Consider the following 26,925-nt stretch of genomic DNA (forward strand, 5'->3'; position numbering starts at 1 on the left):
AAGAATGCACAAATTCTGTACGTAGTACCCAAAAGGATACCGTCAAATGTCGTTGCCGAGAGACAAGCTGACCGAGAATTTCCCCGGATGCCCGGTCGAGGCGACATTGAGTTTTCTGGATGGCAAGTGGAAGGGCGTGATCCTCTTCCACCTGATGGAGGGCACGCTGCGCTTCAACGAGCTGCGCCGCAAGCTGCCATCGGTAACGCAGCGGATGCTGACCAAGCAGCTTCGGGAACTGGAAGAATGCGGTCTGGTGTCGCGCACCGTGTTTCCCGTCGTGCCGCCGCGCGTGGACTACGCGCTGACGCCGCTTGGCAAGACATTGAAACCTGTCATCGCGGCCTTGGCCGCATGGGGCGAGGAAAACATATCCTGCCGCCCCAGTGGTCGCCACCTCAGGGATGGCGGCCTGTGATCGCTCAGACGCGGCTGCGGCGGTCGAGGCGTAGCGAAGCTGCGAAGACGACGATGCCGAGCGCAGACAGGATCGCGCCGACATAACCCGTCGAAGCTGAGCCATAGCCCCAGGCGATGACGAGGCCGCCAAGCCATGCGCCGAGCGCGTTGGCGATGTTGAAGGCGGAGTGGTTGGAGGCGGCCGCCAGAGTCTGCGCGTCGGCGGCGACATCCATCAGGCGGGTCTGCAGCGCCGGACCGGCCGCAAAGCCGCAGCCGATCAGGAAGACGCAGAGGCCGAGCATGAACGGGCTGGAGGCGGTCAGCGAAAACAGCGTCAGCACAATGATGTTGAAGACCAGCGAGCCGCCGATCGTACCCATGATCGACTTGTCGGCGAGCCAGGAGCCGACGACGTTGCCGGCGTTCATGCCGACACCGAACAGCACCATCATCACGGCGACCATGCCTGGCTGCAGCATGGCGACGCCGGTCGTCGTGTCGGCGATATAGCTGAACATCGCAAACATGCCGCCGTAGCCGACAGCCGCGATGGCAAGGGTCAGAAGCACTTGTGGACGCTTGAAGGCGCCGAGTTCGCGCATGAAGCTCGCACCCTCGGACACTTCATCGCGCGGCACGTAGTACCAGATCAGCGCCATGGTCACGAGGCCGATCACGCCGACGGCGGTGAACGCGACGCGCCAGTCGAGCGACTGACCGAAGAAGGTGGCAACAGGGGTGCCGAGCAGCGTCGCGATCGTCAGGCCCAGCATGACGCGGCCAACGGCGCGGGCGCGCTTGTGCACCGGCACCATCGATGCGGCGACGATCGCCGCGACGCCGAAATAGGCGCCGTGCGGCAGGCCGGTGATGAAGCGCAGCACGGTGAAGCTCTCGAACGAGGGAGCCATGGCGCTCGTGATATTGCCGACGGCGAAAATGCCCATAAGCAGCAAGAGCAGCGAGCGGCGCGCCATCTTGGCGGCCAGCACGGCAATCACGGGAGCGCCGATGACAACGCCGAGCGCGTAGGCGCTGATGACATAGCCGGCCTGCGGGATGGTGACGGAAAACGTGCCGGCGACATTGGGAAGCAGGCCCATGATCGCGAATTCGCCGGTGCCGATCCCGAAGCCGCCACAGGCAAGCGCCAGCTGCACGAGCGCGACCGCCATGGGCGAGGGCGCCTCGGAGACGGAGATGTCGGCGATGGAATCGTTTACGGCGACCTGGCTCAAGCGCGAGCTCCTTCGGCATGCAATGGCTTGGAACAGTCGCGCAATGAAGTGTCACTGCCGGACGGACAAGCGGAAAATGAGGGAGATGGAGCGCCTGCTCCAACGCGGTATTAATTTACGATTTGTTGGGAGCCGTCATGTGCGTTTTATGCAGCGCAGCATCCCGCCAGGCGCATACGTGAGCGATCTACTTGTCCGGATCGCGCATTCTGGCGTCATTTAGCTTGCCATCTGCTTGAAATCGCACGCGAACGAACCATTTCTAGGCGGCGCGTCAGCCGATCAGCAACGGGAACTCGATGAAGCTTATAGGTTTTTTCAACCGCGATGGCGGCACTTTTCGCACGACCGACATGGAGGCGTACGAGAAGCATGCGGAACGGGTTTTCCGCGAAGCCGGCCATGATTTCGAGGCGATGGTCTTTCCAGGCAAGGAGATCGTTCCGGCCATGGAACGTGCCGCGCGGCGCGACGACATCGACGGCATCGTCGCCGGCGGCGGCGACGGCACCATCTCGGCCGCGTCCTCCATTGCCTGGAAGAATGGCGTCGCGCTCGGCGTGATCCCCGCCGGAACGATGAACCTGTTTGCGCGATCGCTGCGCATTCCACTCGATATCTGGCAGGCGCTCGATGTTCTGGCTTCGGGCGAGGTCGATCATGTCGATATCGCCAGCGCCAACGACCGCCCCTTCATCCATCAGTTCTCGGCCGGCCTGCATGCGCGCATGGTGCGCTATCGCAATTCCTACAGCTATCGGTCCCGGCTGGGAAAAATGCGCGCCAGCACCCGCGCGGCCTTCGGCGTCGTGCTCAATCCGCCGGAATTCGAGGTCGAGTTCGAGGCGATCGGCATCAAGGAGCGCCGCAAGGTCTCTGCCGTGTCCGTATCGAACAATCCATTCGGCGAGAATGCGCTGCTTTATGCAGATACGCTGACATCGGGTGAGCTCGGCTTCTACACCGCCAAGCCCTTGAAGCCATGGGGCGTGGCGCGGCTCGCCATCGATCTCCTGCGCGGAAAGGTGCGGGAGAATGCCGACGTGATGATCATGCACCCGGCCGAAGTGCATCTGCATTTCCCGAAGGTGCATTCCAAGGCCAACTGCGTCATGGACGGCGAACTCCTGCCGCTCGCCCGCGACGTTGCGCTGAAGCTGCATCCCGGCGAACTCAAGGTACTCGTCAGGCAGGGGCTCGCCGCGCAGGTCGACGAAACAGAACGGCGCGAACCGACGTCCTAGAGACGCGGCAGATAGGTACGATAGTCGAAGTCGGAAACGGTGCGGAGGTGGGTGATTGCTTCTTTCCGCTTCGTGTCGCCGTAGAGCCTCTGGTATGCCTCGCCGAAGACATCCGCGATGAACGGCGACGCCCTGAACGTCTCGACCGCCGTCAGGAAGTCATGCGTCAGCTTTGTGGTATTCTCGGGCATGTGCGACGGCGTCGTCTCCTCGCCGGGGTCGAGTTCATTGTCGAGCCCGAGCAGCATGCCGCCCAGGATGGCCGCGAGCAGCAGATAAGGATTGGCATCGGCACCCGCGACCCGGTGTTCGATGCGAGCCGCCGGGCCATTCTTGTCGGGAATGCGGATCGCCGTTCCGCGATGCCCGTAGCCCCAGGTGAGATCCACAGGCGCGAAGGAGCCCGGCTGGAAGCGGCGGTAGGAATTGGCGAAGGGCGCGAACACCAGTTGCGCATCGCGCATGCTCTGCAGCATCCCCGCACAGACCGATTTCAGCTTGGTTGCCTCGCCACCCTTGGCATCAAAGATATTGCGGCCCTCGCTGTCGATGATGCTCGCATGCACATGCAGGCCGGAGCCGGCGTGGTCCGAATAGGGCTTGGCCATGCAGGTGGATTTCAGCCCGTGCTTTCGCGCCGCCTGTTCCACGATACGCTTGAGGTAGATGCAGTCGTCGGCGGCGGCCAGTGCATCCGCGCGGTGCAAAAGGTTGATCTCGAACTGGCCGGGACCGAATTCCGCCGTCGTCGCATCCGCCGGCAGCGCTTGCGCCTTCGCGTAGGCGCGCACGGTTTGTAGATAGTCGTCGAGCGCATCGACGGCATTCATATCGTAGAGCTGGAAGCCGTTCGGATCGCCCAGGTAGGTCAGGCTTGCCGGCGGCATCGGCCGGCCGGTCTCGCGCCAGTCCGGCGCCACCACATAGAACTCGAGTTCCGTGGCGACAACAGGGGTGAGCCCGCGCTCGGCATAGCGGTTCAACACCGATTGCAGGATGGCGCGCGGGTCCATGAAGCTCGGTGTGCCGTCGAACTCATGCATGGTGGCGAGCACCTGGACGGAGCCCTCGGGTGCCCAAGGCATCGGCGTCAGGCTGCGCTTGTCGGGAATGCATTGTCCGTCGGGATCGCCAACGGAAAGCGACAGGCCCGTGATGTCGTCATTGTCGTCGCCCCAGATATCCAGCGACTGCGTGGAGGAGGGAAGGCGGACTTCGCCGGCCCACACCTTCTTCTGCGCTTCGAGCGGGATCTGCTTGCCGCGCAGGTCGCCATTCATGCCGACCAGCAGGATTTCGATGCGCGGATCGCCACCCGCAGCTTTGCCGTGCATGTTGTCGCTTGCCATGATCTTGAAAATCCCCTCGGACAAGGTCAAGGTCGTAGCTCATTGGGAAGAGGCTTTCAATATCCGAGGGTGTTTAGCAAATCATGTCTGATACTTACGCGCGCTCCAATCTCGCCGCCATCGATGCCGCTCATCATCTGCATCCGTTCTCCGATATGAAGAAGCTGAATGCGGATGGCACCCGCATCATTCAGCGCGGCGAAGGCGTGCACGTCTGGGACAATCACGGCCGCAAATATCTCGATGGTTTTGCCGGCCTCTGGTGCGTCAATGTCGGCTATGGTCGCAAGGAGATCACCGAGGCGGTGGCGCGGCAGATGAGCGAACTGCCCTATTACAACACCTTCTTCGGTACCACGACGACGCCGACGACCCTGCTTGCCGAGAAGGTCACGGCCCATGCCGGCCCGCGTTTCAATCACGTCTTCTTCACCGGCTCCGGATCCGAGGCCAACGACACATGGTTCCGCATGGCCCGCGTCTACTGGAGCGCCATCGGCCAGCCGTCGAAGAAGATCGTGATCTCCCGCAAGAACGGCTATCACGGCTCGACCGTCGCCGGCGCCAGCCTCGGCGGCATGAAATACATGCACGAGCAGGGCCACCTGCCGATCGAGGGTATCGTCCATATCGGCCAGCCCTATTGGTATGGCGAGGGTGGCGATCTCTCGCCTGCTGAGTTCGGCCTCAAGGTCGCGCGTGAGCTCGAAACGAAGATCGACGAACTCGGCGAGGGTAACGTCGCCGCTTTCGTGGCCGAACCGGTGCAGGGGGCGGGCGGCGTGATCATCCCGCCGGAAACCTACTGGCCCGAGATCGCCCGCATCTGCAAGGCGCGTAACATTCTGCTGGTTGCCGATGAGGTGATCTGCGGCTTCGGCCGTCTCGGCGAATGGTTCGGTCACCAATATTTCGGCGTCGAGCCGGATCTGGCGCCGATCGCCAAGGGCCTGTCGTCAGGTTATCTACCGATCGGCGGCGTGCTGGTCAGCGACCGCGTCGCCGATGTCCTCATCAACGAGGTCGGTGATTTCAACCACGGCTTCACTTACTCCGGCCACCCCGTCTGCGCCGCCGCCGCTTTGGAGAACCTCAGGATCATCGAGGAAGAAAAGCTGGTGGAGCGCGTTCGCGACGATATCGGCCCTTACTTCGCGAAGGTCTGGGGCGCGCTCGGCGATCACGACCTCGTCGGTGAGGTCCAGAGCATCGGCCTGATGGCAGCGCTGCAGCTTGCCGCCGAAAAGAAAACCCGCACCCGCTACGAAAAGCCCGATGCCGTCGGCACGCTCGTGCGCAATCACGCACTCGCCCACGGCCTCATTCTGCGCGCCACCGGCGACCGCATGCTGGCATCCCCGCCGCTCATCATCAGCCACGAGGAAGTGGACGAGATGGGACGCATCGCCAAGCTTGCGCTGGATGCGGCGTGGAAAGAGCTCAAGGCCTGAGGGCCCGCTTACTTCGGATAGATCCAGGCGTAGCTGAAACCAACCTGATCTTCAGGCCGTCCCCGATGATAGGGGACGGAGGTGCTCTTCACCTCGACGGCGCTATACTGTTCGCCGAGGTTCTGCGTGATCCATTCGGCGAGCAGGGGCGGCAAAGCCTCTCCGCTGTCCTTGGTGATCCACACAAGCAGGATCGGCCGGTCAGCTGTCCACTCGTAGGCGATCTTCATGTTGTCGAAGAACCGCGACATCAGCGGCACATTCGGCCACTGCAGATGCAGGTTTCCGGCCGGCAGCCAGCTGTCGGTCACGATGAGACCCGGCGTCTTGCTCTCCTCAGCAGCAATGTGTTTGGCAAAGCCGCTATAGGGCACGTTGTAGGCCTCGTACCGACCAAACAAGGTGGGCAGGTTCGGCCTGGCGAGCAACGCCGCCGGGATGACGATCATCAGAACCAGCGGCACGACGATGAAGCGGCGGAAGTGACTATCCGCGCGATGCCCGGCGGCCTGCATCTTCAAGCAGAAGAAGATCGGCATGAGGAACAGGAACGGCAACAGCCATCGATCGCGCAGCGAGGTCATGCCGATCGTGACGACCAGAACCAGCACAAGAAGCGCGATCGTGACGAACAGCGCTCCGAAGAACCGCGTCCATTCGGAGGATGCGCGAAGGCTATTCCAGAAGGAGCGGCCGAAGACGATCGCGTAGACGATGACCGTCGGCGCCATGATGACCAAGACAAGCCGCAGAAACTTGAATGGCCCCTGCACCAGCTTCGCGAACGCGGTGTCTGGCGCTTCCTGCTTCATGATCCCAAGCGTGCGCCCGGACGCGATGTCGAGATTGTGGAGCAGCCAAAGCCCGTGCGGTAGAAAGATCAGCACGGCGAGCGCGATCGACAGCAGGAAACGTCGGTCCATGATCCGCGCGCGTCCTTGCGGGTGCAGCCATACGGCTGGCATCGCGGCCACGACGACGAGCGTGAAATTGTATTTCGACAGCATCCCCAATCCAAGCGCCAGCCCCATGAAGGCGTAGGAGCCGCGCGACGGCGCCTTCAGCGTCTTGATCACGCCGTAGAGAAAGAGGTTGATCGTCAGAAGCTGAATGACCGTGTGGGTGAGGTCGCGCTGCGCTTCCCAGAAGAGCTGAGGGATGGTCAGCAGCGAAAGCGTCGCGATGACAGCGTAAAGCTTGTCCTCGAGCACCTCGCGGGCAAGCTTGTAGTAGGTCAGGTAGACGAGAAAGAGCACCAGGTTCTTGGTCGCGGACACTGTCGCCAGCGACAGGCCGAAGAACCAGACGACGATCGACTGCAGCCAGTTGTAAAGCGGCGGCTGCGAATCGTAGCCGAGCGTCAGCCACTGCGAGACGAACGCCTGCTGCGACTCGTCGAATCTCAGGCCGTGCGGCTGCAAGAGACGAACAATGAACTGGATGCAAAAATACCCGGCGATCAGCCAGACGACGGCATCCGGCTTGCGCGCCAGAAGATTACGCATTCTCATTCCCGTCGAAGATACGCTGGACGATATAGTTGGGCGAGACGTCGTCACGGTAGTAGGTGCGCGCGATCATTTCGGCCAGAATCCCGGTCGTGATCATCTGCACCGATGACAGAAGAAGGACGACACCGACCATGAGCATCGGTCGGGCTCCGATATCGTTGCCCATGATGAACTTGTCGAAGAAAAGATAGATCAGGATCAGCGCCGACAAGGCGCCGAGCCCGAGACCCAGCGAGCCGAAGAAATGGCCCGGACGCGCCTTGTAGCGCATGAAGAACATCACGGAGAGCAGATCGAGGATAACCCGGAAAGTGCGCGAGATGCCGTATTTCGATTGGCCGTGCGCGCGGGCATGATGAGTGACGACCATTTCGCCGATGCGCGAGCTCGGTACCACGCCGGCGACCCAGGCCGGAATGAAGCGGTGCATCTCGCCCATCAGCTTCACCTGCTTGATGACCGAGGTGCGGTAGATCTTCAGGCTGCAGCCATAGTCGTGCAGCTTGACGCCGGTGATGCGGCCGATGAGGTAGTTCGCGCACCACGAGGGGATCTTCCGCAGCAAAAGCCCGTCTTGGCGGTTCTTGCGCCAGCCGACAAGCAGGTCGAGTTCGCGGCGCTCGAGTTCGGCGACCATGTGCGGGATGTCGTTCGGATCGTTCTGGAGGTCGCCGTCCATGGTGGCGATCAGGCGGCCGGTGGCCGCGTCGATGCCGGCCTGCATGGCGGCGGTCTGGCCGAAATTGCGCTGCAGCGCCACGATGCGAAGCTGTAGGCCGTCGCGGCCGATATGCTTGCGAGCATTGACGAGCGTGGCGTCCGTGCTGCCATCGTCGACCAGGATGAGCTCCCAGCGGTTGGGGTAGCGGGTCATCGCCGAGCAGATGCGATCGACCAGCGGGCCAACGCTTTCTTCTTCGTTGAAGACGGGGACGACCAGCGATAGTTCGACGGGAGCAGCGGCGTTGATCGCGCCTGAAAGTGTTTCTGCCGTTGTCTGCAACACGTATTTCTCCTAAAACGCCGCCCAGTGGTGCCGCTCTTCTGTCGGCCGAAGGCAGGAAGCTAGTACATGAAGTCTCCGGTGGTTGCCAGCCGACAATCCTGGTTCGCACGCAATCGAATGCTGCTGTTCACAGTCATAATTGTCATAGTCTATGCCGTCTTCATCGAGTGGTTCTGGGGCTGGTCCACCATTCTACGGCAATGGGCCGAGGTAGGCGTTCCAACGATCGTCGCGGCCCTCGCTCTTCTTACCAGTACCTATTTCCTTCGCACCTGGCGCACCTATGATTATTTCCCGCTGGAAACGCGTGGCCGGTTCGCGGCGCTTTTCCGCGTCACGCAAGTCCATAATCTCTTGAACATCATGCTGCCGTTTCGAACCGGCGAAACCAGCTTCCCATTGCTGATGCGCACCGAATTCGGCATTCCCTTAGCGCGGGGAACAGCGGCGCTGCTCGTCATGCGTCTTCTCGATCTTCATGCGCTCTTCGCAGCAGCAGGGATCGGCTTCGCAATCGCCTCGTCGCACAAACTGATTGCGTGGCTTCTCTGGGCCGCATTCCTGCTGCTGCCGGTCATAGCGTTTGCGGCGCGCAAACCGCTCGTGCGCCTTGCCGCGAAGCTCCTGCCTGCGAAGCTGCAACACTTCGTCGCCGAAATCGAAAACGGTCTGCCCGCAAATGCTTCGGCCTTCGCCCGCGCTTGGGCGATGACCGTCATCAACTGGCTGGTCAAGGTGCTGGTGCTTGCCTGGGCGCTGCGGCTGATGGGGGTGGTGCCGGCCGCTGCAAGCTTCGGCGGCGCGCTTGGCGGTGAGCTGTCGTCGGTGCTGCCGATGCATGCCCCTGGCGGCGTCGGCACCTATCCGGCGGGCATCACGGCAGGGGTCGTTGCCTTCGGCGCGTCGAGCGATGTCGCGGATATTGCGGCACTCGCGCGGGCAAGCATCAATGCCCATCTGCTGATCATCGTTTCCGCACTCACGGGAACGGCAATCTCCTTGCCGTTCGGTCGTCGTCGTACCTCTTGAGGCAGGCGAGGTGGCCTATTGGAAGGCCGTTTCGAAGAAGCTTCTAAGCTTGCGCGAATGCAGCGTTTCCGGCGGCATGGCAGCAAGCTTCTGTACGGCGCGGATGCCGATCTGCAGATGCTGGTTGACCTGTGTGCGATAGAAGGCCGTGGCCATGCCCGGAAGCTTGAGTTCGCCATGCAGCGGCTTGTCGGAGACGCAAAGCAGCGTGCCGTAAGGAACGCGGAAGCGGAAGCCGTTGGCGGCAATGGTCGCCGATTCCATGTCGAGCGCGATGGCGCGGGCCTGAGACAGCCGCTTCACCGGCCCACGCTGGTCGCGCAGTTCCCAGTTGCGGTTGTCAATCGTACCCACGGTGCCGGTGCGCATGATGCGCTTGAGCTCGAAGCCTTCGTAGCCGGTGATCTCGGCCACGGCCGCCTCCAGCGCCACCTGCACTTCGGCGAGCGCCGGGATCGGCACCCAGACCGGCAGGTCGTCGTCGAGAACGTGATCTTCGCGCATATAGGCATGCGCCAGCACGTAGTCGCCCAATCGCTGGCTGTTGCGCAGGCCGGCGCAATGGCCGAGCATCAGCCAGGCATGCGGGCGCAGCACCGCCACGTGGTCGGTGATCGTCTTGGCGTTGGAGGGGCCGACGCCGATATTGATCATGGTGATCCCGGCATGGCCCTTCTTCTTCAGGTGATAGGCTGGCATCTGCGGCAGGCGCGATAGTGTCGCGTCCGTTTCCGGCCTGCTCGATCCGGCGTGGGTGACGATATTGCCGGGCTCGACGAAGCATGTGTAGCCATCGCCGCCCTCGGCCATCAGCTTGCGCGCCCAGGCGCAGAATTCGTCGATGTAGAACTGGTAGTTGGTGAACAGCACGAAGTTCTGGAAGTGCTGCGCGCCGGTCGCCGTATAGTGCGAGAGGCGGGCCAGCGAATAGTCGATACGCTGCGCCGTGAAGGCCGCAAGCGGCGAGGGCTCGCCCGGCGGCGGGATATATTCGCCGTTGGCAATCTCGTCATCGGTGGTGTTGAGGTCGGGCGTGTCGAAGAGATCGCGCATCGGCACATCGACGAAGGCAGACGCGGACGCCTCCACATGTGCCCCTTCGCCAAAGGCGAAATGCAGCGGGATCGGCGTGTTCGACTCGGAAACGACGACGGGCACATTGTGATTGCGCATCAGGTGCCCGAGCTGTTCCTTCAGATAATGCCGGAAGAGCGAGGGACGGGTGATCGTCGTCGTGTAGATGCCGGGCGCCGTGACGTGGCCATAGGAAAGGCGCGTGTCGATATGGCCGAAGCTTGTCGTCTCGATGCTCACCTGAGGATAAAACGCCCGGTAGCGCGAGGTGATCGGCGCGCCCTGCGCCAGTTCCTTGAAGTGCTCGATCAGGAAGCTCGTGTTGCGCTCGTAAAGCTCTGTCAGCGCTTCGACGGCCTTGATGGGATCGTCGAAACTTTGCGGCTTGAAGGGACTCGGAGACGAGACGTCGAGGGGGGCAGAAGGAGAGATTCGGTTGCTCATGAGGCATTATAGTACGTCGTTCTTAACAAGCAAACGACGCGTGCATGACCAGCATGACAAGACCTGAATGATCAGGATGACCGGCAGCCGGGGTCGGCGCTTGCCGGTCGCGATGGCGTCAGTTGACGCTGGTGCAGATCGGGTTGGTTCTGTCGACGCAGGTATAGTTGGCGCCGAAATGCGACTGCGCGCCGCCGCCGGCATTGCGGTTGACCGCCGCCGAGAACGAGACGGCGAAGATCGCTGCGAACAGCGTGATGATGGTGAAGCGTCTTGCCATGATAAGCACTTCCGTATCCTTGCCCATGTGCCATGTTCCGAATGTCATGTGTGCGCCGGGTGCTGCTTGCGACGCAGTGCACTTTAGAATGACACCGTTTTGCCATGGTCAGGCTGAACCGATGCTGAGATCGGAATTCATCCGCCGTTCATGAAACAAGCATGGGCGGGAAGGACGGAGGAGATGCGCCCGATGGGCCGGGCGGCACCGGATATTGTCTTACAGGCGTGTCCAGGTCTGCGACTTGCAGAGCACGGCCAGCACGCAGCCCTTCATCTTCAGCGAGTTGCCGGAAACCGTGCCCGAGCCGCTATAGGTCTTGTCGTTGCTGGGGTCGGTGATCTCGCCATTATAGGTGCCGTCCTTACCAGTCAGCGTGCCGATCTTGCGCCCGGCATATTTGCCCGTCTTCAGCGTGATGCAGTAGCTGCCGCCGCAGGATGCGATCACGGCGGTGTCGCCGGCCACCGTCTTCCAATTGCCTGCGATCGGCTCCTCGGCATGCGCAAGCGTTGCGGAAAGCGCCAATGCGCTCGCCAGAATGAGACTGCGGATCATCTTATTCCTCCCTGATGTCCTGAGGTTGCGGACGATAGCTTACGCGAACGTAAAGGTAAATATTCGTGGTTCCGGCATGCCTGAAAGTGCCTGTTCGCGAAGACGAATTGTCGTGTGTTTTCATTTGGGCGCTGATTTCGTGGTGAACGAAGGGTTGATTTTCAAATCTGAATTTTTCCTTAAGCAAATGCCGGAATCCTTAATGAGCAGGCGATCCGATGTTTAACAAAAACCCAATTTTACCAAGCGTTTGCACTTTGTTTGTCTCAAATTAATCATGCATTTTAGGCGTTTTTTGAAGGGCTTGCTGCATATTGAACCCATCAAACGAGCGGGGCAAACCCGCCGAACCGAAGAGACCGAACGCCGCGTTAGACGGCAAGGCTCCGAGGTAAAACAGGGTAAGTCGATAACAGGCTAAACAGGGATAAAACCGATGGCACGCTTTGAAATGCACAATGCTGAAACGGCCACCATGGGTGGCGAAAACAACGCCGATGTCTTCTGCGAAATGGGTCTGATGTACGCGACAGGTCGCGGATGCTCCGTTGACCTCGTCGCGGCCCACAAATGGCTGAACATCGCCGCCATCAAGGGCCACGATCGCGCCGCCGAACTGCGCGCCGATCTCGCGGCCACGATGGACAAGATGCAGCTTGTCGAGGCGCTGCGCGCGGCTCGCGAATGGATGACGGTTCACTAAGATACCGGCACCGAAAACAATTCAATAAAAACAATAACCTCGAAGAGGGGATGGCGAGGCGCCGTGCGGAGCCTACGCCGACATATCGAACCGCGACCGGCAGGAACAAGGCCGGCGCGGTTCTTGTCGTTCAATCAGCCGATCGACTTCAGAACCTGAGGAAGTGCTGCCTCGAACAGGTCCATATCGGCGGCCGGGCCAACGCTGACGCGAATGCAGCGGTTGAGCGGAGCGACTCCCGGCATGCGAATGAACACGCCATGCTGCATCAGCCCGTCGACGATCGCCCGCGCATAGGTGCCGTCGCGGCCTGCGTCGACGGCGACGAAGTTGGTGGCCGAAGGCAGCGCCTGCAGGCCGTTGGCATCGGCGATACCGGCAATCCGCTCGCGCGCGGCGTGGATCTTGGCAATCACCTCCGAGAGATAGGCCTGATCCTTGAGCGCGGCGATTGCGCCGGCGACAGCCATCCGGTTCATGCCGAAATGGTTGCGGATCTTATCGAAGGCGAGCGCAGTGCCCGGCGTCGAGATCGCATAGCCCACGCGCGCGCCGGCAAGGCCGTAGGCCTTCGAGAAGGTGCGCGTCCTGATCACGTTGGGCAGATCGATCAGCGATGCGATAGACGGCAGCGCGCTGGCAGGGCCGGTCTCGCTGTAGGCTTCGTCAAGGATCAGCAGCGTGGTCTCAGGGATCGCGCGGGCAAAAGCCACCACGCGGTCGGCATCCCACCAGCTGCCCATCGGATTATCAGGATTGGCGAAGTAGATGAGCGGCGGGTTTTCGCGCTTCACCGCATCCAGCAATCCGTCGAGATCTTCGCGATCGTTCACATAGGGAACGGTGACCAGCCGGCCGCCGAAGCCTGCCACATGGAAATTGAACGTCGGATAGCCGCCGAGCGACGTGACGACGGGTGCACCGGGTTCGATCACCATGCGCACGATCTGCCCGAGCAGCTCGTCGATACCGCCGCCGATGGCGATATTGGCCGCACTCGTGCCGAGATGGGCGGCAAGCGCTTCTTTCAGGTCATGGTTCTCGGGATCGCTGTATTTCCAGATATCAACACCCGCCTCGCGCATCGCCGTCAGCACTGATGGGGCGGGGCCGAAGCCATTTTCGTTGGCGCCGATGCGCGCCTTGACGGCGAGGCTGCGTTGACGCTCGATGGCCTCAGGGCCGACAAAGGGAACGGTGGAGGGCAGGGCGCTGACAAGCGGTGTGAAGCGCGAGAAGGCAGACATTGAAGGGCATTTCCCAAGGCTATGAAAATCGCGCCAACAATAGGCGCTGATGGTGCCATGGCAAGGACGATTATTCCCCTGGGAAGCCTATTTACATGCTGATCGTGCGGCTCGCGCTAATCGCTTCCATATTGCCGATCATGAAGTCGGCACGCACGACGCGGCGCAATACCTCGGGCTCGATCGTGTTGATGAAGCGCACATGCAGGCGCTCATTGCGCCGTGATACCTCGGCGCAGCCAATGCGGTAGGCCAGCCCTAGGATGTTGAGATAGTAGTGCTTGGGAAGACCGGTCGCCGAAGCGACGAGAAGCGTGGCACCGCCGCGCGAGATGTCGATGATCTCGGCGCTGCGCATCGAGACACCCGTCAGGCAGGGGCGCACCGCGACGATGCGGGCCGGACGCCGCACGTTGAACTGCTCCCACCGGGTCTCGTAAATCTCCGATTTCACCGTCGTGAGGTGCGTGTTGTTGAGCATCGACATCGCAGGCACACTCCTAAAATCAGGAAAATCCTAGTCTTTCCAATGGAGCGTCACATGAATGCTTTGCGCAATCGTCAACGAAGTCCCTACAATTTTAGTGAATGAGAATTTAACTGAAGGCTCGGACCGCAAAAAATCCGCCGGCGGCCGTCATTGCGGTGATAAAGCCGCCCCAGGCGAGATCGACGATGCTCATCAGCGGCGGCCAGTTCTTCAGCGTGGCGAGGTTCGTCACGTCATAGGTCCCGTAGGCGGCAAGCCCCAGGATCAGGCCGTAGATGACGGCGGTCCATAGCGACCCCGACGCGATCGCCGGAAGCACGGCGAGCACCACAACGGCGACGGCGAAGAAAAGATAGAAGATCGCGGCAATGCCGAAATTCGGCGACGGCAGCATCAGATCGCCCAGTTGATCGCGATAGAATGTCCGGGCGACGAAGCCGAGCCATATGGCATCCAACACGAGCAGCGTACCAAATGAACCGGCATAGGCGACGAGAGCTGTTTTCATGATCCTGTCCTGACGTTTGCCTCTCTGTACGCGCTCTACACGGATTGGATTGCCTATCGCGCGAATTCCACAAATCGTTGAACTCTTTACGACCCCGGGCGTTTGCCTCCTGTTCACGAGCACAAGTCTGTGCTCCCGAGTGCGAATTTCGCGCTCAAGATAGAAGATCAAGGAGACTGATATGGCTGACATCAGAGTGCCGCGAAATTCCTGGGTTGTGGTATGCGACGGAGGCAAGGCTCTGATTATGCAGAATGACGGCGACGTCAACGGCGTCGATCTCAAGGTCAGGGAAACTCTGGCGCAACCGAACGAGCCCGATCGGGAAATCGGCACCGACAAGCCTGGCCGGGCGCACAATGCGGATGGCCGTGGCAGCGCGGTCGAGGAACTTAGCTGGCACGATCAGGCCGAGGCGGAATTCCTGAAGCAGATCGCGTTCAAGCTGGATGACCTGATCATCGAGAAGGATGCGACCAACATCGTGCTGGTGGCGCCGCCCCGCGCGCTCGGAACGCTTCGTTCCAACCTCAGCGTCGAGGCACAGGCCATTATCTCGGCCGAAATTCCCAAGGATTACACGAACCTGCCGATCGACCAGATCGAGCGGCGCTTGGCGGCCTGACGAGATCAGGCGAAGCCGGAGCGGGCGCAAGCCCGCTCTTTTTCTATGGGTGGCTGGTCCTAGTTTTCGAAGCTCAGGCGCAACACGTGGTGCAGGAATTCCGGGTTGATCAGCATGTTGAAGCTGATCGTCGCAAGGTCGCCCTCGCGCTTAACGAGCGTCGCGCCGATCTCGTCCTGGATGCCGAGAATTTCCAGGAAGAAATGGTTCGGCATCTCGATCGACGCATTCACTTCGAGCGTTGCGCCCGCGAGTGTGATGCTGCGGATCAGGCAACGGAGTTGGGTAGCGGTGCTGAGGTGATGGCCGACGAAAATGATCTTGCCGGGGCGATCAAGCGCGAATTCCCGGTAAGCCTGCTCCGGTTCGGGATGTGCAGTATCGAGGTGCATCTGAAAGGCCATGGTCGCCTCCGCTGGTTGTCTGGTTTCAATCTAGGGCAAGTGTGCTGAATAGTTCTGAAAAAGATCTTTAAAACTAGATGCTTATGTAGATTGCGGCGCTCACAAGTCCCATTTTTAGGCAATATTCGTCAGTTTTGCCGGAAATTTGCGCAGGTTGACAGATGCGCGTCCCTGCCTCATACCGAAAACCGGTTCGAGACGCCTGCCGCTCGCGGATGAAAATCCATGGTGAAGATCTCCTGCAATGAACGGTCACAGCCCCTTGTGCATGCTGACTGGTGGCAATGCGAGCTCCCAACTGCTTCGAACAGCATGCCTTTTTGAAAGGCTGAACCATGAACTATCCTTCGATCGACGATCTGAAGGCCCAGGCAAAGCGATTACGTGGCGCCTTGGAATCCAGCGGCACACCGATCTCGCATAGCGCGGCTCTGGAGCTGATCGCCAGCCAGCATGGCGTCCGCGACTGGAACACACTATCGGCGCTGGCAAGCAGGCCCAATTCCGCGCCGCTTGCCGCACTCACAGTCGGCGCACGCGTCAGCGGCCGCTATCTCAACCAGCCGTTCACCGGCAAGATCCTGGCGCTTGGCGAGCAAGCCGGCGGCCTGCACAAGTTGACGCTTCATTTCGACGAGCCCGTCGACGTGGTCACCTTCGAGAGCTTCTCGGCCTTTCGCCAGAGGGTCAACGCGCAGGTCGACGAGAACGGCGTTTCCCCGCGCAAGACCTCGAACGGCCTGCCGCAGCTCGTGCTCGACATCTGAGACCGCGTGGCTGAAACGAAAAGGCCGCGCTGTCGAGGCGCGGCTTTTGTCGTCATGCTTCCGGTCTCAGGCCTTGAGCAGCCACTCATGCTCCGGCGCGTTGTAGAACTTCCAGACGCGCTTCGGGCCGGCCATGACGTTGAGATAGTAGAGATCGTAGCCGTGCGTGGCAGCGCAGGGGTGATACCCCCTAGGCACCAGCGTCACGTCGCCATCTTCGAGCACCATCGCCTCGTCGAGCGAGCGGTCGTCGGTATAAACGCGCTGGAAGCCAAAACCCTGCGGTGGGTTCAGGCGGTGGTAATAGGTTTCCTCGAGGAAGCTCTCGTTCGGCAGGTTGTCCTGGTCGTGCTTGTGCGGCGGGTAGGAGGACGTATGCCCGCCCGGCGTGATCACCTCGACGACGAGCAGCGAATAGGCCGATGCGTCATCCTCGGGCATGATGTTGTTGACGTAGCGCACATTGGTGCCCTTGCCGCGTGTCAGCGCCGGATGCGTGCCCGGCGGGATCGCCTTCGCCTCGTAGGCGCCACCGCCCGGCGCCGAGCAGACCGCCAGCTCCAGATCGGTCTCTGCCGTCACCGACCATGCCGATTCCATCGGGATATAAAGCGCATGCGGCGCCCCATCGAACGGGCTCATCCGTTCGCCGAGCGTCCCGAAATCCCTGGTGCCGGCGCTGGCCTTGCCCTTGCCGCTCACCCAGACGAGGCACACCTCGCGCTCGCCGGTCTCGCCCGACACTGTCTCGCCGGGTTTCAGTCGGTGCATGTCGAAGCCGACATAGGTCCAGCCGGCGCTCTCGGGCGTCACATGGGTGACGCGGCCGTGCGTGCCTGTTGGTTTGACTTTGAGGTTTGGCATTTGTTTCTCCTCGATATCTGTCAACGAATTCCCCTCCCCAACCCCTCCCCACAAGGGGGAGGGGCTAAGCCCAGCACTCTCGGTATTCTCACCGTTAGGTCTCATCCGTGAGAGCAAACTTCGTGGCGAGGCGCTGCCGCAAGTTAAAGCCCCGCCCCCTTGTGGGGAGGGGTTGGGGAGGGGTCTTTTATCCTCAAGCCCCCTTCGGAAACCCTTCCGTCTCCACCGTATAACCAGCAGCCGTCATCACCCGCATCAGTTCGGCGTGACCGATCTCCGCCATCTTCTGCGGCGGCGCCTTGCGCGGGTCCTGCTCGGCCTCGACGACGAACCAGCCCTCATAGCCGTAATCGGCGAAACGCTTCACGATCGCCCCGAAATCGAGAGACCCGTCGCCCGGCACCGTGAAGGCGCCGAGCGCTACGGCGTCGAGGAAGGACTGCTTGCTGCGCTCGAGACCGTCGACCACCGACTTGCGGATGTCCTTGACGTGGACGTGGTTGATGCGGGCGTGGTGGTTGTCGATGGCGCGCAGCACGTCGCCGCCGGCAAAGGCGAGGTGGCCGGCATCGAGCAGCAGCGGAATGCCTGAGCCCGAGTTACGCATGAAGGCGTCGAGTTCCGGCTCGGTCTCGACCACCGCCGCCATGTGATGGTGGTAGGAAAGCGACATGCCCTGTTCGGCGCACCATTCGCCGAACTGCGTGACGCGGCGCGCATAGGCCTTCATCTCGTCGTCGGAGAGCTTCGGCTTGGTGGCGAGCGGCTTGGAGCGGTCGCCCTGGATCGAGCGGCCGACCTCGCCATAGACGATGCAGGGCGCATCGACGGCCTTGAACAGCTCGATCATCGGCTGGATGCGATCCTTGTTGGCCGCAAGCTCCTCGTCGACGAGCGTGCCGGAAAACCATCCCCCGCACAGCGTCACGTCGGCGGCCTTCAGGATCGGCAGCATTTCCCGAGGATTGTTCGGGAACCGGCGTCCCTGTTCCATGCCGGTAAAGCCGGCGCCGCGCGATTGGCGCAGGCATTCCTCGAGCGACACGTCGTCGCTGAGTTCAGGAAGGTCGTCGTTCCACCACGCGATGGGCGACATGCCAAGTTTGGCTTTCATTGTTGTTTCTCCTCGTCATTCTCTAAAGTCAGCGAGCGTGACCCCCTCATCCGCTCTACGGGCACCTTCTCCCCGAGGGGGAGAAGGGAAGATAGAGCGAGCGCCCACCACGAATCTCTTCTCCCCAACGGGGAGAAGGTGCCGGCAGGCGGATGAGGGGGCTCCGCACTCTAACGTCTCAAATCACCCAATCCGCTGCGCTTCACGCGCCTTCACGTAGTTGGCGCGAGCCTTGTTGACCTCCTCGCGCGAGCTCACTTCCGGCACGGCCACATCCCACCAATGCCCACCGGCCTCCGTCGTGATCAGCGGATCCGTATCGATCACGAACACAGAGGTCCGATCGTTCTTCTTCGAATCGACGATCGCCTGCTCAAGCTCGGCGATCGAGGACACCTTGACCGCGATCGCTCCCATGCTCTCGGCATGCGCGCGGAAGTCGATGTCAGGCATCACCTCGTGATAGGAGTCCTTCAACAGATTGTTGAAGTTGGCGCCGCCGGTGCCCATCTGCAGCCGGTTGATGCAGCCGTAGCCGCGGTTGTCCAGGAGGACGATGTTGAGCTTCAGGCCCAGCATCACCGAGGTCGCGAGCTCGGAGTTCAGCATCATGTAGGACCCGTCGCCGACCATGACGACGACATCCTTGTCGGGATGCGCCATCTTGGCGCCGAGGCCGCCGGCGATCTCGTAGCCCATGCAGGAGAAGCCATATTCCATGTGGTAGCTGCCTGGCACGGTGGCCGGCCAGAGCTTGTGGAGTTCGCCAGGCAGGCCGCCCGCCGCGCAAAGCGCGATCGCGTTCTCTCCGCCGATGGTGCGCGTGACCGCGCCGATCACCTGGGCGTCGGAAGGAAGCGCAGCGTTTGTGGTCGCCATCGCCTTGGCGGCGGCTTCCGTCCAGATCTTCTTTTCCTTCTCGGCCTTCGCCGCCAGTGCTGCCGGAGCCTTCCAGCCGGAAAGCCCCTCGGAGATCGCCTTCAAACCTTCGCGCGCATCCGCCACCAGCGGAAGCCCGTCATGCTTGACGGCGTCGTAGGCGGCGATGTTGAGGCCGAGGATGGAGAGCTTCTCATTCTTGAACAGCGCCCACGAACCGGTCGTAAAATCCTGGCAGCGTGTGCCGACGGAGATCAGCAGATCGGTTTCTTCCGCAAGCGCATTGGCCGCCGATGTGCCGGTGACACCGACCGAACCAAGCGCCAGCGGATGCCGCTCGTCGATAGCCGATTTGCCCGCCTGCGTGACGACAACGGGAATGCCGTGCGCATCCGCGAATTCCGTCAGCTCCTTCGTCGCCTGCGAGTAGAGCACACCGCCGCCGGCGATGATGACAGGCTTTTCGGCTTTCTTGATCAGCGCGATGGCATTCGCCAGCTCGTCCGCATCGGGGCGAGGGCGCCGCGTGGTCCAGATGCGCTCCTCGAAGAAGCTCTCGGGATAATCGAAAGCTTCCGCCTGCACATCCTGGCAAAGCGACAGTGTAACCGGACCGCAATCATAAGGATCGGTCAGCACCTGCATGGCGCGCTTCAGCGCCGAAATGATCTGTTCCGGCCGGGTGATGCGGTCGAAATAGCGCGAGACTGGGCGAAAGGCGTCGTTGGCCGAAACCGTCCCGTCGCCGAAATCCTCGATCTGCTGCAGCACCGGATCCGGCGCGCGGTTGGCGAAGACGTCGCCTGGGAGAAAGAGCACGGGGATGCGGTTGACGTGCGCCACGCCCGCCGCCGTCACCATGTTCAGCGCACCGGGGCCGATCGATGTCGTGCAGGCCATGAAGCGCTGGCGGAAGCTCGCCTTGGCATAGGCGATCGCGGCATGCGCCATGCCCTGTTCGTTGTGCGCGCGATAGGTCGTCAGCTCGCCGCGCACCTGATAGAGCGCTTCACCGATGCCCGCGACATTGCCATGGCCGAAGATCGCCCAGACGCCGCCGAAGATCGGCACCGTCTTGCCGTCGATGACGGTCATCTGCTTCTTCAGAAAGTGGGTGACGGCCTGCGCCATCGTCAATCGTACAGTCTTGCCCATAAGGCTCCTCCCGCAATTCTCGTATCCGTTTTCCCCTCCCCAACGGCTCGCCTAATGCACCGGGCTGAGGAGGAGTCCATTCGTAATTAAGAAGCTAGCCCGCGTGTTTTCAACCACGCCTCGGTCAGTTCACGGAAGCGTCCGGCCATGTCGGCGACCGCCTGCTCGTCATTGATCTTGCCCGACAGCCAGGCCCGCGCCGCATCCGAAAAGATCGTGCGTCCCACGGCAAAGCCCTTGACCGAAGGTGCTGCCAGCGTCGCCTCGAAGCCCTTCACCAGCTCGTCCGCCGGTGCCTCCAGCCCGAGCAGCACGATACCGCGGCACCAGGGGTCGTTCTTGGCGATGACGGCGTCGATCTTCTTCCACGCCGCACTCGATGCCTGCGGTTCCAGCTTCCACCAGTCCGGCTTGATGCCGAGCGCATAGAGTTCTTCCATCGCCGTCGAGATGGTGTCGTCGGTCAGCGGCCCGTTCTTGCTGGCGATAATCTCGACCAAAAGCTCGCGGCCAACCTTGCGTGCCGCCTCGAATAGCGTCCGCAGCTTCTCCTGCTGTTCGCTCTTCAGCTCTGCGGGATCGTCGGGATGATAGAAGCACAGGCACTTGATGCAATGATCGAGCGGCCATTCGACCAGCTGCGAGCCGATATCCTGGCTGAACTCGAAACGCAGCGGCTTCGAGCCGGGCAGTTCGACGGGGCGCCCGATCCAGGCGAAATTCTTGGTCGCCGCGTCGAAGAAGGCATCGCGCCCGAAACGCTCGTCGATCAGCATCCCATAGCCGCTGCGGCCATCGGCGACGCGCGCCGCGGCTTCGACCGCGAGCCGCTTGAAGGCGACGATCTGCTTGTAGTCGACACCGAGCTCGTCGCAGACGCTTGTCAGCTGCGAGCGGTGATCGATGGCGAGTGCCATCAGCAGCGGGATGTCGCCCTTGCGGTTCGAGGCCCAATGAATGTGGTTGATCGCCTCGTCCTTGCGCAGTGCCCGATGCTTGCTGCCGTTCTTCAGGAAGAAGTCGAGTTCCGCCCAGGTCGGATATTCCGGCGAGCAAAGGAGGCGGGAGACCGCGAAGGCGCCACAGGCATTCGCCCAGGTCGCGCAGGTCTTCAGCGGCTCATCCTTCAGCCATCCCCGCAGGAATCCGGACATGAAGGCATCGCCGGCGCCGAGCACGTTGAACACCTCGATCGGAAAGCCTTCGCCGACAATGCCGGCTTCGAGATCGTCCGAGATCGGCCCGTCATAGACGATGCAGCCCATGGCGCCGCGCTTCAAGACGATGGTTGCAGGCGACAGGCGGCGGATTTCCTTCAGCGCGCCGAGCACGTCGTCGGCGCCCGATGCAATCAGGATCTCTTCTTCCGTGCCGACGATCAGGTCGCAGTGCGGCAGCGTCTCCTTCATCTTGGAGGACACGCGGTCGGATTTCACATAGCGTTCGAAGCCTTCGGCGTGGCCGGCAAGGCCCCAGAGGTTCGGACGATAGTCTATGTCGAAGATCACCTTGCGGCCGTTGGCCTTGGCGATACGGATCGCCTTGCGTTGCGCCGCTTCCGTGTTCGGCCGCGAGAAATGCGTTCCCGAAACCAGCACCGCGCGCGACGACTTTATATAGGCTTCGTCGATATCGCCTTCCTCAAGCGCCATGTCGGCGCAGTCGGAGCGATAAAAGATCATCGGCGAGACGCCTTCGGCCTCGACCGCCAGAAGCACCAGCGCCGTCAGGCGCCCCTTGTCGGTCACGATGCCGTCGGTTGCTACACCCTCGCGTGCCGATTGCTCGCGAATGAAGCGGCCCATCTGCTCATCGCCGACGCGGGTGATCAGGCCTGACTTCAGGCCGAGGCGCGCCGTGCCGATCGCGATATTCGCCGGGCAGCCGCCGACAGACTTGGCGAAGGACGCGATGTTTTCGAGTTTGGAACCGATCTGCTGGCCATAGAGATCGACCGACGAGCGGCCGATGGTGATCACATCAAGCGACAGCCCCGGCTGTGTGCCCGGATTTGGTTCTGCCATCATGTCCTCCCGATCATTTTCAATCCGGCGTGGATGTCCGCCGGTGATATCAATCGATGAAACATCGGTTCCGATTTAATGTCAATTCAGAATGTTTATTCCATTTTTGCTTTTTTGGATTTTGGCTGTCCCAGCTTTCGCCGCCGCTCGGCGATGGCCACCGGCAGCGCCATGGTGAGCGCCATCGATGCCGAAAGCGAGCGGAAGCCGGCAAAGTCGGCCTCCGCCACTTCGAACCAGCAGGCGGCGCTGGTGGCGAGCGGCGAGAAGGCCGAATCGGTGATCACGACAACAGGTACGCCGCGCTCCTTCAGCATCTCCGCCTGGCCGAGGCTTTCAGCGGCGTAGGGCGAAAAACTCGCCGCGATCGCCGCATCTTTCGGCGTGGCGAACTGGACGGTCTCGGCATCGACCCCATTGGGGGACGCGACGATCTGGTGGCGGATATTGAGCTTCGAGAAGGCGTAACTCATATGCGCTGTCAGCGGATAGGAGCGGCGCTTGGCGATCAGATAAATGGTATCGGCCGCCGCCAGAATATCGACCGCCTTGCTGAAGGTGTCCGACTGAACGGTCGCTGCCAGCCGGTTGATCGATTGGCCGGCGGCCGAGATGAAGCCGGAAAGCAGATTGGCGTCCTCGTCCTCGCCACCCGATTGCTCCAGCGTCACCAACCGCTCTTCGTAAGTCAGTGTCCGGTCGCGCAGCCGCTCGCGAAAAATGCTCTGCAGGTCGGAAAAACCCTCATATCCCAGGTGATGCGCAAGCCGCACCAGCGTCGATGGCTGAACCTCGGAAGCAGACGCGATGCTTGCCGTCGTGCCGAAGGCGATCTCGTCGGGATTGGCCAGCGCGAAGGCAGCCACCTGCGCCAGCCGCTTCGGCATGGTCGCCTTGCGCTCGATGATCGTGCTGCGCAGGCTCTCGAAATCCCTGGGAACGCGAGAGGGGGCCTTGGGGTCGTTATCCATGTGCTGATCCGAAAATGAAACGTATATTCCAGTTTCCCGACCATAGATGATTTCCATTCGCCGGCATATTTGTTTTTTATGTGAGAAATATCGAGCCTTTTCCGCTGTTTGATGGCTTTCACCTGCTTCTGGGCTCGCCAGCCCGTCTTGTCAAAATGGTCCAAGCATTCCAAAATCATTCTCGGAGCGGGAGGATATCATGAAGTCATTGGGCGTCGGCTTGATCGGCACGGGCTATATGGGCAAGTGCCACGCGCTTGCATGGAATGCGGTCAAGACCGTCTTCGGCGATGTCGGGCGTCCCCGCCTCGTGCATCTGGCGGAGGCGAACAGGGATCTCGCCGATGCGCGCGCCTCGGAATTCGGCTTTGAAAAGGCGACGGGGGACTGGCGCCAGCTGATCGCCGACCCCGATGTCGATGTCGTCTCGGTCACCACGCCGAACCAGTTTCATCCCGAGATGGCGATTGCAGCGCTCGAAGCAGGAAAGCACGTCTGGTGCGAAAAACCGATGGCGCCCGCCTTTGCTGATGCCGAGCGCATGCTGGATGCTGCCAGGCGCTCCGGCAAGGTGGCCGTGCTCGGCTACAACTATATCCAGAACCCGATCATTCGCCACATCAAGACGCTGATCGGCGAAGGTGCCATAGGGCAGGTCAATCATATCCGCGTCGAGATGGACGAGGACTTCATGGCCGATCCGGACGCGCTCTTTTATTGGAAGAGCGAATTGTCGGCCGGTTATGGCGCGCTCGACGATTTCGCCGTCCATCCTTTGTCTTTGCTCTGGTACCTCTTCGGCCATGTCGAAGCCGTGGTGACAGATATGGCAAAGCCCTATGCCGATCGCCCCATGAAGGACGGTGGTCGGCGACCGGTCGAGAATCACGACGCGGCCAATGTGCTGATGCGTTTTGGGGGCGGCATCTCCGCCGTGTTGATGGCCAACCGCGCTGCCTGGGGTCGAAAGGGAAGAATCGCGTTGCAGATATTCGGGTCGAAAGGCGCGATCACCTTCGATCAGGAGCGCATGAATGAATTCGAGCTCTATCACGCCGATGGCTGCGGCAGCGAGCAGGGCTTCCGCAAGATCCTGGCCGCCCCCGCCCACCATCCCTATGACCGGTTCATTCCCGCGCCAGGCCATGGCCTCGGCTTCAACGATCTGAAGATCATTGAATGCCGCGAACTCATTCGTGCGATTTCCGGTGAGCCGTCGGTGATCGTCACATTCGAAGACGGTCTTAGGATAGAAAAGTCTGTTCACGCCATGGCAGAGTCCTATCACCAGCGCCGCTGGATCGAGATCGCCTGACGGCGCTCCGCTCCGGTTGACGACGCAAGGGGCAGGGGATAGGCCTTTGCTCGATACAGTGAATGCGGGAGCGATATCGTGACGGACAGATTGGTGATTATCGGCGCGGGTCAGGCAGGCTTTGAAATGGCGGCCAAGCTGCGCGCGCTCAAGGATACCAGGCCCATCACCATTCTTGGCGCCGAGGACGTGCTGCCTTATCAGCGCCCGCCGCTCACCAAGAAGTATTTGCTCGGCGAAATGAGCTTCGACCGCCTGCTGTTTCGCCCGGAGCAGTGGTTCATCGACAACGACGTCGAGATTCGTCTCTCCACATGGGTCGAGCAGATCAAGCGCGACAAGAAGCAGGTTCTGCTCCAAGATGGCTCCACCATCGATTACGGCACGCTGGCGCTGACGACTGGCTCCACCCCGCGTGGCCTGCCGGCGGCGATTGGTGGCGATCTCGAAGGTGTCTATGTCGCCCGCGACAAGCGCGACGCCGATCTTCTGGCCGCCGAAATGCGTCCAGGCCGCCGCGTCCTTATTATAGGCGGCGGTTATATCGGCCTCGAGGCGGCTGCCGTTGCCCGCCATCTGGGCCTTGAAGTCACCGTCATCGAAATGGCCGACCGCATTCTCCAGCGTGTCGCCGCCAAGGAGACCGCGGATATCATGCGCGTCATCCATGAAGAGCATGACGTACAGATTCGCGAAAAGACCGGCCTCAAGCATCTGATCGGCCGCGACGGCAAGCTCGTCGGCGCCGAACTCTCCGATGGCTCGATCATCGATATCGATTTCGCCATCGTCGGCATCGGCGTGACGCCGAACGACCAGCTCGCCAAGGAATCGGGTCTCGAAGTCGCGAACGGCATTGTCGTCGATGAATTCGCGCGCACCTCCGACCCTTCGATCTTCGCCGCCGGCGATTGCGCGGCTCTTCCCTGGCAGGGTGGGCGCATCCGTCTCGAATCGGTGCAGAACGCCGTCGACCAGGCCGACGCGGCCGCCGCCATCATCGCCGGCGGCAGCGCGCCTTATGAGCCGAAGCCCTGGTTCTGGTCCGATCAATATGATGTGAAACTCCAGATCGCCGGCTTCAATCTCGGCTACGACGAAACGCTGCTCCGCCCCGGCGCGCGCGAAGGCGCGCATTCGATCTGGTACTTCAAATCCGGCAAGTTCATCGCTGTCGATGCGATCGACGATGCCAAGGCCTATGTCAGCGGCAAGAAGATGCTGGAACTCGGCATAAACCCCGACAAGTCCATCCTCGCCGATGGGTCTTCCGATCTGAAGCAATTGCTGGCTTAGAAATAAGCCGGCTTTTTCTTCAGGGGCAAAGCCGAAAAAGCGCTTGCGTCCCCCAGCGAATGACTCTATCAGGCTCTCGACCGGAGAGGTGGCCGAGTGGTCGAAGGCGCTCCCCTGCTAAGGGAGTATACCCGAGAGGGTATCGTGGGTTCGAATCCCATCTTCTCCGCCATCATCCCAATTGTCCGATCCGGACGCACTGTTGCCGCTTCCTAGCTCAGCGGATTTTCCAAACAGACATTTCAGTGATTTTTGCATCGAACATATGTGTTCATGCGAGCGCGTCTTTGCGCGCGGCGGACCTTGTCATCATCGACATGACACGACGATGACAGCGCCGCGTAGAATCGCTTTGAGAATCATCCGACGCTTCACAAGCGATTCCACCGGCGGTCTTCGCCGATCTGTCACGCGGCTTATTTGTTCGCCTGCTAAAATCCTTGGCTATCCCGCCGAATCTGGCCGGAAAACGGTACCAATGTGGCACATCGCCGGGTTCCGCCGTGCTGCCGCTTGGCACTAAACCCCCGCAAAACCAGGGCTTTCTTAACGAAGTATAAAGAAACGGAATGGCCGCATGTCGTATTTGTGACCTTTCAGCAACAGCGCATACGGAAGGCTGTCGTAAATCCCCCAATCGCACAAGTTGGTGATTGCGTGACAGGCCGGGTCTTGTATTTTCAACTTCGGAAGCGAGGGCGGTTGATCGTCCGACTTCTTGAAACACGGTGACGGGGCAGGGAACGCTGCCAAAACGGCGAAAACCCGGATCCGATCGAAACTTTGAATTGGAGGTCAATATGAACATCAAGAGCCTACTTCTCGGCTCCGCAGCTGCTCTGGCAGTTGTATCCGGCGCTCAGGCTGCTGACGCGATTGTTGCAGCTGAACCGGAAGCAGTAGAATACGTTCGCGTTTGCGACGCATACGGCACCGGCTACTTCTACATCCCGGGCACGGAAACCTGCCTGAAGATC

Annotated in this window: 26 protein-coding genes and 1 tRNA gene; 11 read left to right on the plus strand and 16 right to left on the minus strand. The window is 61.2% G+C overall.

What is annotated here, in order from left to right:
* Nucleotides 1-46 precede the first annotated feature (46 nt).
* Nucleotides 47-418, plus strand: coding sequence for a winged helix-turn-helix transcriptional regulator (locus B3605_RS20620; protein ID WP_112943695.1), 372 nt, complete (start codon nucleotides 47-49; stop codon nucleotides 416-418).
* Between the two features lie 4 nt (nucleotides 419-422).
* Here the strand turns inward: B3605_RS20620 and B3605_RS20625 are convergent, their stop codons facing one another.
* Nucleotides 423-1,640 (minus strand): MFS transporter, encoded by a 1,218-nt coding sequence (locus B3605_RS20625; RefSeq protein WP_112943694.1) that lies wholly within the window; start codon nucleotides 1,638-1,640, stop codon nucleotides 423-425.
* A 299-nt stretch (nucleotides 1,641-1,939) separates the two neighbouring features.
* On the opposite strand from B3605_RS20625, the gene B3605_RS20630 reads away from it, so the two are divergent.
* Nucleotides 1,940-2,884 carry a diacylglycerol/lipid kinase family protein gene (locus tag B3605_RS20630; RefSeq protein WP_112943693.1) on the plus strand — a complete coding sequence of 315 codons (945 nt, stop codon included), beginning with the start codon at nucleotides 1,940-1,942 and terminating at the stop codon, nucleotides 2,882-2,884.
* Here B3605_RS20630 and B3605_RS20635 read toward each other — a convergent pair.
* On the minus strand, nucleotides 2,881-4,233 hold the full coding sequence (locus tag B3605_RS20635) for a glutamine synthetase family protein (RefSeq protein WP_112943742.1): 1,353 nt from the start codon (nucleotides 4,231-4,233) through the stop codon (nucleotides 2,881-2,883). The genes B3605_RS20630 and B3605_RS20635 overlap by 4 nt on opposite strands.
* Before the next feature lie 83 nt (nucleotides 4,234-4,316).
* Between B3605_RS20635 and B3605_RS20640 the strand changes: the two genes are divergently transcribed.
* Complete coding sequence (locus tag B3605_RS20640) at nucleotides 4,317-5,684, plus strand: aspartate aminotransferase family protein (RefSeq protein WP_112973529.1); 1,368 nt, start codon at nucleotides 4,317-4,319, stop codon at nucleotides 5,682-5,684.
* Nucleotides 5,685-5,692: 8 nt separating this feature from the next.
* Here B3605_RS20640 and B3605_RS20645 read toward each other — a convergent pair whose 3' ends face one another.
* Together B3605_RS20645 and B3605_RS20650 are read right to left on the minus strand one after the other, a co-directional pair.
* Entirely contained in the window at nucleotides 5,693-7,189 is a 1,497-nt protein-coding gene (locus B3605_RS20645; RefSeq protein WP_112943691.1) for a glycosyltransferase family 39 protein, read from the minus strand.
* Complete coding sequence (locus B3605_RS20650; protein WP_112943690.1) at nucleotides 7,182-8,198, minus strand: glycosyltransferase family 2 protein; 1,017 nt, start codon at nucleotides 8,196-8,198, stop codon at nucleotides 7,182-7,184. The genes B3605_RS20645 and B3605_RS20650 overlap by 8 nt, the downstream gene beginning before the upstream one ends.
* A gap of 69 nt (nucleotides 8,199-8,267) precedes the next feature.
* Between B3605_RS20650 and B3605_RS20655 the strand changes: the two genes are divergently transcribed.
* Nucleotides 8,268-9,230 carry a lysylphosphatidylglycerol synthase transmembrane domain-containing protein gene (locus tag B3605_RS20655; RefSeq protein ID WP_112943689.1) on the plus strand — a complete coding sequence of 321 codons (963 nt, stop codon included), beginning with the start codon at nucleotides 8,268-8,270 and terminating at the stop codon, nucleotides 9,228-9,230.
* A 15-nt stretch (nucleotides 9,231-9,245) separates the two neighbouring features.
* On the opposite strand, the gene amn is transcribed toward B3605_RS20655, so the two are convergent.
* The 3 genes from amn to B3605_RS20670 all read right to left on the minus strand — a co-directional run bounded on the left by amn (nucleotide 9,246) and on the right by B3605_RS20670 (nucleotide 11,586).
* Nucleotides 9,246-10,748 (minus strand): AMP nucleosidase, encoded by a 1,503-nt coding sequence (gene amn, locus B3605_RS20660; protein ID WP_112943688.1) that lies wholly within the window; start codon nucleotides 10,746-10,748, stop codon nucleotides 9,246-9,248.
* A gap of 118 nt (nucleotides 10,749-10,866) precedes the next feature.
* Nucleotides 10,867-11,076, minus strand: a complete 210-nt coding sequence (locus B3605_RS20665; RefSeq protein ID WP_247750131.1) for a hypothetical protein — start codon at nucleotides 11,074-11,076, stop codon at nucleotides 10,867-10,869.
* A 171-nt stretch (nucleotides 11,077-11,247) separates the two neighbouring features.
* On the minus strand, nucleotides 11,248-11,586 hold the full coding sequence (locus tag B3605_RS20670; RefSeq protein ID WP_047513524.1) for a DUF2147 domain-containing protein: 339 nt from the start codon (nucleotides 11,584-11,586) through the stop codon (nucleotides 11,248-11,250).
* A 436-nt stretch (nucleotides 11,587-12,022) separates the two neighbouring features.
* On the opposite strand from B3605_RS20670, the gene B3605_RS20675 reads away from it, so the two are divergent.
* On the plus strand, nucleotides 12,023-12,289 hold the full coding sequence (locus B3605_RS20675; RefSeq protein ID WP_018898836.1) for a sel1 repeat family protein: 267 nt from the start codon (nucleotides 12,023-12,025) through the stop codon (nucleotides 12,287-12,289).
* Nucleotides 12,290-12,423: 134 nt separating this feature from the next.
* Here B3605_RS20675 and B3605_RS20680 read toward each other — a convergent pair whose 3' ends face one another.
* From B3605_RS20680 to B3605_RS20690, 3 genes are all read right to left on the minus strand, one after another.
* Entirely contained in the window at nucleotides 12,424-13,536 is a 1,113-nt protein-coding gene (locus B3605_RS20680; protein WP_112943687.1) for a pyridoxal phosphate-dependent aminotransferase, read from the minus strand.
* A gap of 91 nt (nucleotides 13,537-13,627) precedes the next feature.
* A complete protein-coding gene (locus B3605_RS20685) occupies nucleotides 13,628-14,023 on the minus strand; it encodes a hypothetical protein (protein WP_018898834.1) in 396 nt (131 codons plus the stop codon).
* A gap of 109 nt (nucleotides 14,024-14,132) precedes the next feature.
* Entirely contained in the window at nucleotides 14,133-14,534 is a 402-nt protein-coding gene (locus B3605_RS20690) for a DUF2177 family protein (RefSeq protein ID WP_112943686.1), read from the minus strand.
* A 181-nt stretch (nucleotides 14,535-14,715) separates the two neighbouring features.
* Between B3605_RS20690 and B3605_RS20695 the strand changes: the two genes are divergently transcribed.
* Complete coding sequence (locus B3605_RS20695) at nucleotides 14,716-15,159, plus strand: host attachment protein (RefSeq protein WP_112943685.1); 444 nt, start codon at nucleotides 14,716-14,718, stop codon at nucleotides 15,157-15,159.
* Between the two features lie 59 nt (nucleotides 15,160-15,218).
* Here B3605_RS20695 and B3605_RS20700 read toward each other — a convergent pair whose 3' ends face one another.
* On the minus strand, nucleotides 15,219-15,551 hold the full coding sequence (locus B3605_RS20700; RefSeq protein ID WP_026283067.1) for a hypothetical protein: 333 nt from the start codon (nucleotides 15,549-15,551) through the stop codon (nucleotides 15,219-15,221).
* A gap of 347 nt (nucleotides 15,552-15,898) precedes the next feature.
* Between B3605_RS20700 and B3605_RS20705 the strand changes: the two genes are divergently transcribed.
* The gene (locus B3605_RS20705; protein ID WP_112943684.1) at nucleotides 15,899-16,330 is read left to right on the plus strand and encodes a glyoxalase superfamily protein; all 432 of its coding nucleotides are present in this window, start codon (nucleotides 15,899-15,901) and stop codon (nucleotides 16,328-16,330) included.
* A 66-nt stretch (nucleotides 16,331-16,396) separates the two neighbouring features.
* Here the strand turns inward: B3605_RS20705 and iolB are convergent, their stop codons facing one another.
* From iolB to B3605_RS20730, 5 genes are all read right to left on the minus strand, one after another.
* The gene (iolB, locus tag B3605_RS20710; RefSeq protein ID WP_112943683.1) at nucleotides 16,397-17,194 is read right to left on the minus strand and encodes a 5-deoxy-glucuronate isomerase; all 798 of its coding nucleotides are present in this window, start codon (nucleotides 17,192-17,194) and stop codon (nucleotides 16,397-16,399) included.
* Between the two features lie 193 nt (nucleotides 17,195-17,387).
* On the minus strand, nucleotides 17,388-18,308 hold the full coding sequence (iolE, locus tag B3605_RS20715; protein WP_112941379.1) for a myo-inosose-2 dehydratase: 921 nt from the start codon (nucleotides 18,306-18,308) through the stop codon (nucleotides 17,388-17,390).
* Between the two features lie 183 nt (nucleotides 18,309-18,491).
* Nucleotides 18,492-20,342 carry a 3D-(3,5/4)-trihydroxycyclohexane-1,2-dione acylhydrolase (decyclizing) gene (iolD, locus tag B3605_RS20720; protein WP_112941378.1) on the minus strand — a complete coding sequence of 617 codons (1,851 nt, stop codon included), beginning with the start codon at nucleotides 20,340-20,342 and terminating at the stop codon, nucleotides 18,492-18,494.
* Nucleotides 20,343-20,428: 86 nt separating this feature from the next.
* The gene (locus tag B3605_RS20725; RefSeq protein WP_112941377.1) at nucleotides 20,429-22,366 is read right to left on the minus strand and encodes a bifunctional 5-dehydro-2-deoxygluconokinase/5-dehydro-2-deoxyphosphogluconate aldolase; all 1,938 of its coding nucleotides are present in this window, start codon (nucleotides 22,364-22,366) and stop codon (nucleotides 20,429-20,431) included.
* A gap of 95 nt (nucleotides 22,367-22,461) precedes the next feature.
* Complete coding sequence (locus B3605_RS20730) at nucleotides 22,462-23,337, minus strand: MurR/RpiR family transcriptional regulator (protein ID WP_018898825.1); 876 nt, start codon at nucleotides 23,335-23,337, stop codon at nucleotides 22,462-22,464.
* Nucleotides 23,338-23,536: 199 nt separating this feature from the next.
* Here B3605_RS20730 and B3605_RS20735 point away from each other — a divergent pair, with 199 nt between their 5' ends.
* The 4 genes from B3605_RS20735 to B3605_RS20750 all read left to right on the plus strand — a co-directional run.
* Complete coding sequence (locus tag B3605_RS20735; protein ID WP_112941376.1) at nucleotides 23,537-24,652, plus strand: Gfo/Idh/MocA family protein; 1,116 nt, start codon at nucleotides 23,537-23,539, stop codon at nucleotides 24,650-24,652.
* Nucleotides 24,653-24,730: 78 nt separating this feature from the next.
* Nucleotides 24,731-25,948, plus strand: coding sequence for an NAD(P)/FAD-dependent oxidoreductase (locus B3605_RS20740; protein ID WP_296435847.1), 1,218 nt, complete (start codon nucleotides 24,731-24,733; stop codon nucleotides 25,946-25,948).
* Between the two features lie 82 nt (nucleotides 25,949-26,030).
* Nucleotides 26,031-26,120, plus strand: a tRNA-Ser gene (locus B3605_RS20745).
* A 628-nt stretch (nucleotides 26,121-26,748) separates the two neighbouring features.
* The coding region (locus B3605_RS20750; RefSeq protein WP_296435853.1) for a porin at nucleotides 26,749-26,925 on the plus strand (177 nt) is incomplete at its 3' end.

The organism is Rhizobium sp. UBA1881, assembly GCF_002338015.1.
Lineage (GTDB): Bacteria > Pseudomonadota > Alphaproteobacteria > Rhizobiales > Rhizobiaceae > Rhizobium.